The 12,821-nt window shown below is 39.6% G+C and carries 12 protein-coding genes; all 12 read right to left on the minus strand.

The annotated features are described in order from the left end of the window. Positions 1-51 precede the first annotated feature (51 nt). The 12 genes from B5X76_RS18425 to B5X76_RS18480 all read right to left on the minus strand — a co-directional run bounded on the left by B5X76_RS18425 (position 52) and on the right by B5X76_RS18480 (position 12,776). Complete coding sequence (locus B5X76_RS18425) at positions 52-855, minus strand: sulfite exporter TauE/SafE family protein (protein ID WP_079645398.1); 804 nt, start codon at positions 853-855, stop codon at positions 52-54. A gap of 136 nt (positions 856-991) precedes the next feature. Next, positions 992-1,918, minus strand: coding sequence for a bestrophin family protein (locus tag B5X76_RS18430; RefSeq protein ID WP_079645399.1), 927 nt, complete (start codon positions 1,916-1,918; stop codon positions 992-994). Between the two features lie 69 nt (positions 1,919-1,987). Beyond that, positions 1,988-2,485 (minus strand): hypothetical protein, encoded by a 498-nt coding sequence (locus B5X76_RS18435; RefSeq protein ID WP_139375389.1) that lies wholly within the window; start codon positions 2,483-2,485, stop codon positions 1,988-1,990. 138 nt (positions 2,486-2,623) lie between these two features. Then, a complete protein-coding gene (locus tag B5X76_RS18440) occupies positions 2,624-5,335 on the minus strand; it encodes a COG1470 family protein (RefSeq protein WP_139375390.1) in 2,712 nt (903 codons plus the stop codon). A 137-nt stretch (positions 5,336-5,472) separates the two neighbouring features. Next, positions 5,473-6,558: a hypothetical protein gene (locus B5X76_RS18445; protein ID WP_079645402.1), complete on the minus strand. Its 1,086-nt coding sequence runs from the start codon at positions 6,556-6,558 to the stop codon at positions 5,473-5,475. Beyond that, on the minus strand, positions 6,542-7,360 hold the full coding sequence (locus tag B5X76_RS18450; RefSeq protein ID WP_079645403.1) for a fimbrial biogenesis chaperone: 819 nt from the start codon (positions 7,358-7,360) through the stop codon (positions 6,542-6,544). The genes B5X76_RS18445 and B5X76_RS18450 overlap by 17 nt, the downstream gene beginning before the upstream one ends. A gap of 174 nt (positions 7,361-7,534) precedes the next feature. Beyond that, the gene (locus tag B5X76_RS18455; RefSeq protein ID WP_079645404.1) at positions 7,535-8,134 is read right to left on the minus strand and encodes a hypothetical protein; all 600 of its coding nucleotides are present in this window, start codon (positions 8,132-8,134) and stop codon (positions 7,535-7,537) included. Between the two features lie 191 nt (positions 8,135-8,325). Next, positions 8,326-8,853: a hypothetical protein gene (locus B5X76_RS18460; protein WP_079645405.1), complete on the minus strand. Its 528-nt coding sequence runs from the start codon at positions 8,851-8,853 to the stop codon at positions 8,326-8,328. A gap of 106 nt (positions 8,854-8,959) precedes the next feature. Next, a complete protein-coding gene (locus B5X76_RS18465) occupies positions 8,960-9,790 on the minus strand; it encodes a helix-turn-helix transcriptional regulator (RefSeq protein ID WP_079645406.1) in 831 nt (276 codons plus the stop codon). Between the two features lie 155 nt (positions 9,791-9,945). Further along, complete coding sequence (locus B5X76_RS18470) at positions 9,946-11,235, minus strand: nucleotide sugar dehydrogenase (RefSeq protein WP_079645407.1); 1,290 nt, start codon at positions 11,233-11,235, stop codon at positions 9,946-9,948. Positions 11,236-11,243: 8 nt separating this feature from the next. Then, on the minus strand, positions 11,244-12,233 hold the full coding sequence (locus B5X76_RS18475) for a mannose-1-phosphate guanylyltransferase (RefSeq protein WP_079645408.1): 990 nt from the start codon (positions 12,231-12,233) through the stop codon (positions 11,244-11,246). Between the two features lie 24 nt (positions 12,234-12,257). Next, positions 12,258-12,776 carry a 3'-5' exonuclease gene (locus B5X76_RS18480; protein WP_079645409.1) on the minus strand — a complete coding sequence of 173 codons (519 nt, stop codon included), beginning with the start codon at positions 12,774-12,776 and terminating at the stop codon, positions 12,258-12,260. Positions 12,777-12,821 lie beyond the last annotated feature (45 nt).

Consider the following 12,821-nt stretch of genomic DNA (forward strand, 5'->3'; position numbering starts at 1 on the left):
TTTACTTTTTTAATGGGGACATAAAATCAGGATGCGACCAGTCCCTTCCTGTTATAAAAATAATTCTTTAATGAAAATATAGATTCCCATCAATAAAACAAACCATCCAAACGCGACCTTCAAGCGCTTTCCTTCAATCTTTTTAGACAAGTAGATTCCTACAAAAATACCCAAGATTGATAGTACAGTAAAAATCACTAATAAATTCCAATCAATGATTTCATTGCCCTGTAGATCACCTATAAAGCCGAGTAGCGATTTAGCCGCGATGATAAATAAAGAAGTACCAACAGCAAGCTTCATTGGCATTTTAGCAAGAAGGACCAAGGCTGGGATGATTAAAAAACCTCCCCCCGCTCCAACGAGACCGGTCAAGACACCAACTAAACTACCCTCTAATAAAATCATTGGGTAATTGTACTGTATACGGACCTCTTCCGAATCACTACAATTACGACATGGCTTTATCATAGAAATTGACGCGAGAATCATAACGATTGCAAATAATACCATCAATCCTATTGCTTTAGTAAATTGAAAGTCGCCGACGGTAAAAATAATCTCCGGAATCAACGGCATAAGATAGGCTCTTGTCAAATAAACCGCAGCGATAGAAGGTATGCCAAAAATTAGAACTGTCTTGAAATCTACTTTTCGCTGCAAAGCATTCTGCATGCCTCCAACCAAAGATGTGGCTCCTACAACAAAAAGAGAATAAGCCGTAGCGAGTACGGGTTCTACCGCCATAATATAAACCAGAATAGGAACAGTCAGAATCGATCCTCCGCTACCTATAAGCCCCAGAGAAATACCAACAAAAATTGCTAGAACATACCCTATAATTTGTGAATCCATGTAACTATACTATTTATTTGACGACTTGACACCCCTCTTACTTTGACTAGAGACCAAAGATACCAAAGATCCTAATCCTCTAGCGTAACATTAGTTACAGTAATACAAGTAGTCAACCATATATCAAAAAATAGTCCTAGTCTACTATTTTGACGGTAGCATCACCTCCGTTCTCTGGAAGATTAACCGATTCGCCAATCAGTTCACGAATAGTCTCTTCAATCATGATATTCATACTATTCAGCCCCAGATCGTTGGCTTCATGACCAAACGGCTCTTCGATCTCATCGGCAATGGCTTCAAAAGCAACAAAGGTATAAGCAATAAAGACAACGATAAAGGGAGTAAACCAGCTCAGACTATCCACTAAGCCAAACGGTAATAGCAAGCAATAAATATAAACAGTACGATGTAATAGAACCTTATAGCTATAAGGTATAGGTGTTGAAGATATACGTTCACAACCGCCCAAAATATCGGATAGTTTATCTAGATTTTCATCAAATCTGGCCTGTTGAATTGAATCAATATATCCTTCTTCTTTTATGTTTTGAACCCACCTACCCATCAACATCAAAACAACAGCTGGCTTATACTTTGATTCCATAAGCATCTCATAATCCGAAATAGAAACACGCGCCCTCAACTCATCACTCGGATCCGTGAACCGTAATTGATGCTTTAGCGATACAATAAATGCCCCTATCAAATAGACAAACTCCTGTATAGTTTCTGCTGCTATTTTTCTCTGCCCTAGGGTCAATGATTGACGAGTCAGTGATCGGGACACATTCAGTAGAGCTCCCCACAATTTTCGTCCCTCCCAAAAACGATCATAGCTCACATTATTACGAAATCCCAAAAATAAAGCAAGAACAAAACCAAATAAAGTAAAGGGAACAGGATTCAGCGGTACTTTATAAGAAAATAAGGTCCCGTGAAAATACACCACGCCAATAGATAGGATAAATAACAAGGATAGCCGTGGTAACAACTGCGGCAATACGGAGCCATGCCAGATGAACAGCATCCTAAACCAATTTTCCTTTTTACGTACAATCATGGGCTCCACTGTAATGGTAATCAATCACAAAAATACGGAGATAAATTAGCTTTATTGCAATACAGACGATCAAGCGAGGTACTTTTCCTCTTCACTATCTAAAATTGCTGGGCGCTCAAAAACTATAAATTTCTGGTAAATAGCATGCTTACTTTGCTCTGTGCATTCCAAATATCCACTAATATAAAGTTCTAACCCATTCAGTCTGATCTCAGGAACTAGCCGTATATCTACTAAAAGAAAAAGCTCCCGTGCTCTTCTGTCATGGGCTGAATCGGTAAGATACAAAGGAGAAAACTGCCTAAAACGTATATTATCTTTTTTTAAAAAGCCTATTTCTTCAACACAAACACCTCTATAATATGGAGATAGGGATAATAATTCCAAACGCAACTTGACCAAAGAACGCCCTGTATCCTGATGAACTTCTTCGTCAGAATAACAAGTAGAGAGGCGTACATTAACAGCATCCTGAAAAAGATAAACCTTCCCAGTTTTAACATACTGCATGTAGACCATAAATCCCAAGAGGATTATACCTAAGGTCAATAACACTTCATAAATCATAGATAGCCTGCGGTTTGCATGGGTGCAATCCCTAAAACGAATGTAGACAAATTTTCTTTGAAAAAAAATTTTCTTTCTAAAAAACATACGCTTATACGTGCTGCAAATATTTACGGGAATTTAATCCTTAGAAAAAAACTAGTTTTTAACGCCAAACCGCTTTACATCTATTTTCTTAGCTTTTACCTTCAAACTAAAAGATCCAAGATCCACCCTGCTTCCAGGATTAATTTGGATAGTGTAAGCAGGATCCTCGAGGTATATGTGCTGTTGAAATTTGGAGACATCCGGATATATGGTATAAGTTCCTTTTGGCAGATGGAATTCGAAGAAACCTCTTGCATCCGTATTCACGGTAAAAACCCGTCCTTGTTCATTACGTGCACTTATCGTATAGATACCCAGGCGAGGGTCGATCGGAAGCTGCAGTGCAGGATCATAATCCAACAGTAAGCGACCGTGCGCGCTTCCTACTTTTTGCAAAGCAACTTCTATCCGCATGCTCTTTGCGTCTATATCAACAGATCGCGAACCTCCTTGGTATTGATTCTTCAATGGGAAAAACAACATATAGCTTCCATACGGCATTTTCTTGAAGGAGGCCTCTCCTCTTTTATCTGTTACAAACAGGATATTACGCACCATAAAACCGTAATCAGATGCCGTTTCGTCACCTTCATCGAAAATATCATTCCCATTATTGTCGTAATAACAAAACATTTTCAAATTTCCTGATTTCGTCGCTGCACGTTCTAAATCCTGTCCTTTAAACTGCTGACGAACCCCCACCTGCAGATTTGCATAATCGTATCGATAGTTAGTTACACCGACATTGTACATATATTGAAATGTAGTATGCAAATGAGTTTGCTTTGCTACACGATATTCGGCCAATACATTACCACTGAGTGATTTTCCCCATCCTTCGTTCACCTGTCCACTAACACTTGTATTCCATCTCAGTTTACGTTGCATTAAATCGCCTTGGTAACGTATGCCTAAAAGATAGCGAGCACCAAACTCTCTGTCTAAAATCAAAGCACTCATCATATCATAAACCTCAAAAGGTCCATTTTGATAGTTGCCAAAAACACCCAATCGCTCATAGTTATAGGATACATCGGTACGAAGAACAAATCTACGTGAAGAAATATTCTCCAAAGACATACTCCCTCCCTCCACTGTAAAAAACAAACTGTGTTTTAAGTTTTTAGAACGAAGACTGGCACTCGTTAACAAAAGTGCCGAATGGGAAGAAAGTTTGACCATATCGTCATATACCATATAATCTGCGTGCTCCTGATTATAACTAGGGACGACACTAAACTGTCCAAAGGAAGATAAAGAGAAGGAAAACTGCGCATCCCATCGGGATAAGCCACTGTTAAAACTCTTATAATAAGGATTTAGATACTCAGGTCTATAATCTGTATAAGAATACCCCAACCCCAGACCGAAATGCCGAAGACGACGATTGACCCGCTGGCTTAACTGCAAAGCACCACGTCTATTGCCTGGAAAATACCCAGAACTGTAATAATTGTCACTACTGAAGTTCCACTTTCGCAATTGCTGATCCACTTTAAGCCCCATAGCGATAGATGGCATGGATGTTTCATCTTTTCGATAAAAACCAGTATATTGTTGTACCCCCGCTCCAAAAAAACCTTCTATCCTCATCCCTTCGGCATGTTTCGGCTTAGCAATATCGAAACGATTAGTCCATAGGATAGAGATCACACTATCCTGACGATTTTGATCATATAAGACCTGTCCATCATAACGCTTTTGTAGAGATTCTTGATCTGCCAACTGTACACGGGCAAATGCCGTAAACCCAGGATCATCCGGCCCATAATATCCCAACAAATCGTGAGTCCGTTGAATGAAACCTCCCGAAAACCGCTGATCAGCGGCCGTATCTTGGTACACATATGTAGCTCCTCTTCCATAAAAAGGAGCTTCAAGACCCTCTTGTATATTTCCGACTGTCACACCGTGGCGTCCTTTTTCATAGGTCAAAAAAGTATTATTGACATTCCAATACTTATCTCCTCCCCAATGATTGGCCGATACTCCATAACGAGCCCTTCCACCAGCAAGCCGATAAGATCCTTCGGAAAGGATATTATACGATGGCTGTTGATCTAAAATATTTGAAACCCGAAACTCTACATAATTAGGATTATAGCCTACAAATCGTTGATCAGAGGCAAACATTTGTTGATAGTTTCGTTCAGAGACAATATTGGAGTACTGTAAATTAACATTACCAAACACATCATTATTATCATATATCCCCGCAATTCGTACGGTATATTGAGCGAGATTCATCATATAACGCTCGATCACAAAACTTCTTCTTATTAACGTATCTTTTCCCGAAGCAAGCTGTAGATTTATTTCCTGAAAGATAGTTTGACCTATGCGGTCCGAAGAGGAGAAGAGAATTTTTACTTGTTCATCTGTAGTCCCAGTATTGACGACACGCAACTGCATTTGTATCGAGTCACCAATATTGCGAAGATATTGAATACTTGAATTATCTTGAAGCTGTACGGAGCGCCTATCAGGGACCTCTAGCGAAATAGACTTACTTAAAACTTCCTGCTTGTCATTATCAGAAAGAAACACACGAAATCTCTTCCCTTTAAGCAAGCTCAATGTTTCTGAACGTAATTTAAGCGACATAAACCGCTTCTTTCCAGCATCGATCTGAACAGCTATTCGTGATGAACTAAGGCTAGTCAAATCTGAGGGTAATTCTAAAGAGACATAGCCCGTAAAAACAGTACTTCCTGTATTCTCAAACTCAATATCCAAACTATTAATTCCTGGTTGTAAAATCAAACTTGATACAATAGTCCAATTTACACTTGCTTTTTCCTGTGCATAACCTTTTAGCGCGGAAAAACACGAAAGCAACAATAAAAAAAAAGACAGTTGCCAGTTCAGAAAAATCGACTTTCGACAAGAAAACATCTTCACTATTTTGGCATTAACAGATAAAGAAGTGAAACTGTATAACTCCCAGAACGAGCTGTAAGCAGTTGTGAGCGGGTCAAATAGGCACCGTATTGAATATTAAAATAACGAACCACCTTTTTGTCTGTGGAGCGTCCTGAATAGGCGACCTGCTCTGTTGTAGACAACTGTATTTTAGGATTGGAAATTGTATTTCCTGAACCTGAGGTCGGGACGACCTGCAAGGAAAGAACAGACAAAGGAAGAGAGCCCCCTAAAGCCCTATTAATCTCTGGTTCTAAGGACTTAACACGTAGTTCATAATCTGTACTGGAATTAATACGGATAGCATTATCTACCTGAAACTGCACCCCCTCAGCATAATGCTGACGCGTAAAAAACTGCAATGAAGCATCCATGGCAGCTGCATCTATCTGCAGACTATAATCTGGTTCTACATCGACAGCATTTCCGTCTGTAAGACGAGGCTTAATATGAAGCTTATAATTAACATATTGATAGCCTATAACCCTACCATTCACTTCGTACAAGGTAAATTGCAATGGAATATCATATTCAATATGTGTCCATTCATTAACACTACTTATAAAATCGTCCAGATATTTCCCTTGTACAACAGTTAACATCCCGAACAATCTAGCTAAAGTGTGCTGATTATTACGTCCACGCAATGGCTGACCAGACTTTTCGATCAAAAAAACCTCCCCACTATTCGCCAAAAATATATCATTTCGACTAGCTCCTATACCACTAAGATTTAAGAACGATTGGTTATCATCTTCTGTCCATCGAAGTCCAATCTTATCCGCAGGAAAGGGCTTTCCGCTACGATTCGGACCTCCTGATACAGGTTGTATCGGAGCCAATAAGCGTACTGAAAGTGACCAGTTGGGAATATTTATATTACCATCCTGACTACCTATTTCAAACTGAAAGGTATTGAACCGAGGCGCCGTGCTCTTACCTAAATAGGAAGAAACCTCTACATACCTGTCGGACCAGACCGTGAATTTTACTTGAGCCCTACCCCACGAGATGGAAATAAGACTAAGAAAAATAACAATATATAATCTATTGCTTTGAAACATAATCAAACTCAAGCTCTGCAACTTTCACATCGTTATCCTCACCGTAAAACAACATCGCCGTCGCCAAATAACTTCCAGATTTCAATTCAGGAGGGAGTAACACATACTGCTTTCGCTGATCTCCAGGCAAGCTATAAAGATGAATATCGTCAACCTTAAAACGTTCGCCCGTATCCTGATTCAAAAACTCAACACGTAACTGACCTTCTGTCCATGTATTTCCTTTGGTATCAAAATTAAGCGCAAGATATTGTCCAATGCTATCTACCGAATGATAGGTAAGGTCAGTAATCTCGACGTCGGTCTCGGCTCTTCCATTAAAGCGCTGGTAAATTTTAATGCCCGAGCGTACTGCCAATCGAATATTAGCCCCTTCACGCTCCTCGCTCACTCTAGGATTCAGCTGCGTAACGAATAACATCGTCGTGTGTACAGGTACAGCGCTACTATTCCGTTTATCTTGAGGAACCTGCATCTGTAGTTGTAACCGCTTTGTCTCTCCTGGCTTTAATGCAAAAAATGGTTCAGAAACGGAGAGCCAATTTGCACAACTGGTTATCAAGCTGCCTTTTGGACTAAGAATATTATCACCCGTAGGAGAGTAAGCCCAATCCTCAAAGGAGATCGCGAGATCCAATGCATAATCTTTACTGGGATTGGTTACATCTACATACTGCGTCTGCGTTTGGCCTCCGTCTGCAACAAAGTAGACACGCGGAGGACCAACAGTAAGTCCTGTCTGGGCATACCCCATCATAAACGTTAAAATGTTAATTAAGAGAACAGATAGGTAGTATCGCATAGGAAGTGGGTTTTGAACGGAAAATTAAGAAAAATTTCTGACAGCTCTATAAAAACTTTCATGATTCCATGGAATCATGAAAGTTCTTGATGGCCTTTGGAAACAGAGGTTTTCAGAAAAAAAGGCAAGTGTTAACGCACTTGCCTTTGATATGACCTTATAACAGATCGCAAATTAATTTGTTGTGATCGTGTAAACGACGTCAATCGTATATTTTGCTTGGCTTTTTTGATTTCCAAAAAGGGTGTTCAACATACCTTCATCTAGCTTTTTACCAAAGTACTTAACATCTAATTCTTGATCTAATACGGATGACTCACCAGTACTAGTTGCACCGAAAGGTCCAAATTCCATATTTGCTGCTGCTGTAGTTCCGGCAGTAAGACCGCTAACGGTTCCTCCTTTACCAATCGCAATTTCCAATAATTGAGCAGCATCAATATTCCCTACACCACCACCTTGCACTTTATTAAACTTGCCTGAGTTGCCACTATTAAATCCTAGTGTCGCTTTTACCTTATAGCCCGATCCTACAGAAGATACTTTTAATTGTTTTTCAACAAGCTTAGATACACCAGTCTTATAATCACTAGCCGTATTATACACTAAGTTCACTTCGTCACCTGAATTGGAACCTGTACCTATTTCGATCGATTGAAAAGGGTTCAATTCGACATTTACTTTTACTTTTACAGAACTAGAAGATGCTGTTTGTGCCTGTGTTCCTACTACTGCTGCGAAAACTACTGCTAATGCTAAAACTACTTTTTTCATATTTTTTATAGATAAACTTTGTGTTATTTTTTTGTTTTATCTCATTGAGAACAGGACAAAGGTAATCACCGAAAAAGGCCATAAAGTATGATTTTAGGCGCAAAAAATATGAAAAAATGCAGTAGTTTTTATTTGTAGTTTTTGCTCTACAAGATGTAGCTGAGGCGCTACAGAAAAAGCCTGATATGAACCTATCGAGTCTCTATACTATACAAAATATCGTTAGTAAAAATAACCGTTTTATTTTTTTCGGCGTATCGGATGAGCTCTTCTCCACCCGGACCTTGATAAGTAACATTATATATAGCATCAAATGCTGGTCTATCAGAAGAAATAATCTTGCTTCCCCCAACAGAGAGTTCTCCAGTCGCCAAACTGACCTGCTGGTCCCCAACAGGACTTGCTTTTACTTTTATATTTGGCATCTGTAGTCGATCTGTCGGTTGCCCACCCAGTTTAACAAACTCTTCATTAGCCAACTTTACTTTAACCTCATAAGCGCCAGTGCTAAACACGGTAAGATGAGAATTCTTAACAACCTCGACCCCTCTTTTATAATCTTGGAGATCATTGTATGTCAAGGTCACTTCATTTTGATCTGGATGAATGGTCAAATTTTGCACATGGTTAAGCACAATATTAAGCCTTACATTAGCTTGTCCATATGCCCCGCTTAAAGCTACTACCACGAGCAATAATAGGATTGATAAAGTTTTCATAGCGTAGTCCCTTTTCGTAAAAATAAAGCTAAAATTAGAGCAAAAAGAATTTTTAATCCATTATTTTACCTACCGTGACGTATATCATAAAATTAGACCTGCCTTGTTACTTTTTCCAGTCACTTCGGTATTTTTTAGGACTAATACCTGCTTCTTTTGAGAAAAGTGTACTAAAATTATTTTCGTCCACATAGCCCAGTTGCCACGCAATCTGCTTAATACTTAATTTTGAATTCGCCAATAAACGCTTTGAAACACGAATCAAACCATCCGTAATTAGTTCTTTCGGCGTTTTGTTCATCACATCTTTGGTGTACAACGAAAGTTTTCGAGGGCTAATCCGTAGATGATCAGCATAATAACCTACATGTTTTTCATGATTCACATTTTCAGCAATCAGTTGTTGAAAACGATTTACAACCTGTACAGCCTCGCTTTCGTCCATTAGCTGAGCGCTATCACGATCCCCTATATAAACAGCACCTAGCAGCAAAATCTGCTTAATAATATTAAACGCCAGCACATGCTGGATAGATTCAGGTGGTTGCTTTCGAGCCATCTCCAAATGTGCGCGGACGAACTGATAATAAAACAAATAATCATCTGGAACACTAAGCATCCGGTAAGTCGAACTGTCTTGTAATACGCGAAAGAAATTTTGCAGAAACGTCCCATCCCATTCGCTGCGCGAAAAAAAAGCTTCCGTAAAATAAATTAAGACAAACTCTCGATTTTCATCGGGATTGCTCTTAAGCTGCGTACCAAACGGTACAAATATTAAACTGTTAGGAGGAAAATCAATTAAATTTTGATTAAGGAACAGACTGCATCCATGCTCCTTAATAAACAATAGTGTGTAATGGTCTTTCTTTAATGCAAGATCATTTGTTACAGCCCTCAAGTCTTCTCCGACAACATATTTTATGCCGTATTCCATTCAAAAATGCTTTTAATAGGTAGAGTAATGCGATTAAAGCAATTAATAGAATAAAAATAGAAAAAGAATCTTAATTGTAAAGAAAAATCAATGTAAAATGACAGAAATTAAAGGCTGAGGCCACAAAAGTCGATATACAAAGGTCAACAATCGAACTAGAGGCGAGCATCCACGATAGATCTATCCAAAACAGATTTACAATCAAAAACAACGGACTTGCCTGCCAAAATATTTTTAATATCCAGTTTTAAAAAATCTGCATGTGCAACAGCGAGAATCACAGCATCATAAGGCCCCTGAGGAGCAGGTATTAACTCGACTTTATATTCCTTCCTTACTTCTCCAGGATCTGCCCACGGATCGTATAACACTGGAGCGGCTCCGTATTCTTGGAGCTCCTCATAGATATCCAATACCTTCGTGTTACGAATATCAGGACAATTCTCTTTAAATGTCAATCCTAAAATCAAAACCTTAGCATCTTTGACTGCTATATGTTTTTGCGACATCAATTTAACAACTTTTGAAGCAATAAATTCGGCCATACGATTATTGACACGTCGGCCCGACAGAATAACTTCGGGATGATAACCCAGTTGAGATGACTTGTGCGCTAAATAATAGGGATCCACAGAAATACAATGTCCTCCCACCAAGCCTGGCTTATATTTTAGAAAATTGAACTTCGTTGCCGCTGCATCCAAGACATCGTGGGTATCTATCCCAACCCGGTCAAAAATCAAAGCCAACTCATTCACAAAAGAAATATTAACATCTCTCTGGGCATTCTCTATTGCCTTTGCTGCCTCCGCGACCTTGATCGAAGGAGCCATATATGTACCGGCTTTGATTATGGTCCGATACAACGCGTCGACAGTCTCCGCAGTCTCTGCCGTCGATCCCGAGGTAACTTTAACAATCTGTTCTAAGGTATTGACCTTGTCTCCCGGGTTGATTCGCTCTGGAGAATAACCAACAAAAAAATCTGTATTAAATTTTAATTTGGAAACCTCTTCCAAAATAGGCACACATTCTTCTTCTGTACAACCCGGATATACCGTAGATTCGTAGATAACGATATCGCCAACTTCTAAAACCTTTCCTATCTCTCGAGAAGCCTGTTGAAGAAAACGAAGATCAGGGGCATTGAACTCATCAATAGGAGTGGGTACTGTGACGATGTAAATCTGGGCTCGAGCGATATCAGAAAGGTCGGATGTAGCTCGATACCCTAGCTCTTGGGACGACTGAAGATCTAATGCTAACATTTCTTTCAGCAACGATGCATCCGCCTCTAACGTACGATCCTCCCCACGATTCAATTCAACAACCCGACTAAGTGAAGTATCGTATCCCAACACAGAATAATGTGCAGCAAAAGCTAGAGCCAATGGAAGCCCCACATACCCTTGTCCTATAACCGCTATGGTACCTTTCTCCGTCACGAGTAAAACTATAATAAAGGAGAAGCTCCGTGCTCCAACTCTTCATACAGATGTTTTACATCTTGAGAAGCCTGCTTCTGAACCACTAAAATAGCATCCTCAGTATGAACCAAAATCGTATCCTGAACACCTAAAAAAGAAACGTACTTGTCAGTACCGATCACCATATTACCGGCAGAGTCAACTGCATGTCCTTTATTTTTAAGGTAATCGTACAAGGAATCGTACGACCCCATATCAGACCAAACAAAATTGGAAGGAATCACTTTAATCCGCTCACTACGTTCCATAACAGCATAGTCAATACTCTTTGATGGAATTTTGATAGATAATTCGGCTGACAAGATACCATCATGCGACGCTTCAAAAGCTTCCTTGGAAGTCCTAAACACCTTAGGTTCAAACCGAAGCAATTCTTCAAGATAAATCGAGGCTTTGAAACAGAATATTCCTGAATTCCATAAAAAATTACCCTTCTTCAAAAATTCCTTTGCCGTATCCAAATTGGGCTTTTCTCGGAAAGAAAGCACATAATTGTCTTCATATTCGATATAGCCATATCCTGTCTCAGGTCGATTGGGCTGTATACCAAATGTGACGAGATAGTCTTGCTTGGCCATTTCAATACCTTGCCTCAGCACAGCCTCATATTGAGGTTGATTCTCGATCAGATGATCCGATGGAGTTACAACAAGAATATCATCTGGATTACAAGCGAAAGCAGCAAAAGCAATCGCTGCAGCGGTATTACGAGGAGTGGCCTCAACAATAGTCTGACTGGTATCTTCCGACAGGTAAGATTTGGCCAAATCAACATTCTGTATACTCCCGACCATAAGCGTACGATCCACAATCCCTTGATTGCGAGACACGGTCAACTCAAATAGAGACTGTCCCTCAAATAATGGAATATACTGTTTAGGTCGCGACTTACGTGAGAGCGGCCACAACCTAGATCCGACACCTCCGGATAATACAACATTAACAATACTTGACATATTTATTTATTCTAATCCACTAAACTACGGTAGCAGTGTAGCAGGAATATGATCTTGTTTTAAAAATAGTAAAGCTGATGCACGTGCATCAGAAAGCGCATCATGATGTTCTAACGGAATCCCCATTAATTCACAACAGATACTCAACTTGGTTTTAACAAATCCCTTTTGCCTGTATATATTGCTGGTACACGCCCACACTTCTGGCAAATGAAGGTTCTTGTAATCCAGACCATAAAGTTTCATCGTACGCTGAAGAACAGCGCGGTCAAATGATTCATTATGTGCAACCATATATTGTCCTGACAATAAAGGAGCCAAAACGGGATATAACTCTTCAAAAGAAGGCGCCCCTATGGTGTCCTTTGGCTTAATACCATGTACACGGGTCGTTTGCCACATATACTTATTCTGTGGGGGCCGCACAAGGCTGTAAAATTCGTTGCTAATCTGTCCGGCAATGACATTGACAATACCTACAGCACACACACTCGTATAGTCCGACGTCGCCAACTCAAAATCTATCGCTGTAAATGTATCCATCTATGACAAAAGTATAAAGTAATCTGTTAATATGAAATATCCATG

Origin of the sequence: Sphingobacterium nematocida, from assembly GCF_900168125.1 — a bacterium.
GTDB lineage: Bacteria > Bacteroidota > Bacteroidia > Sphingobacteriales > Sphingobacteriaceae > Sphingobacterium > Sphingobacterium nematocida.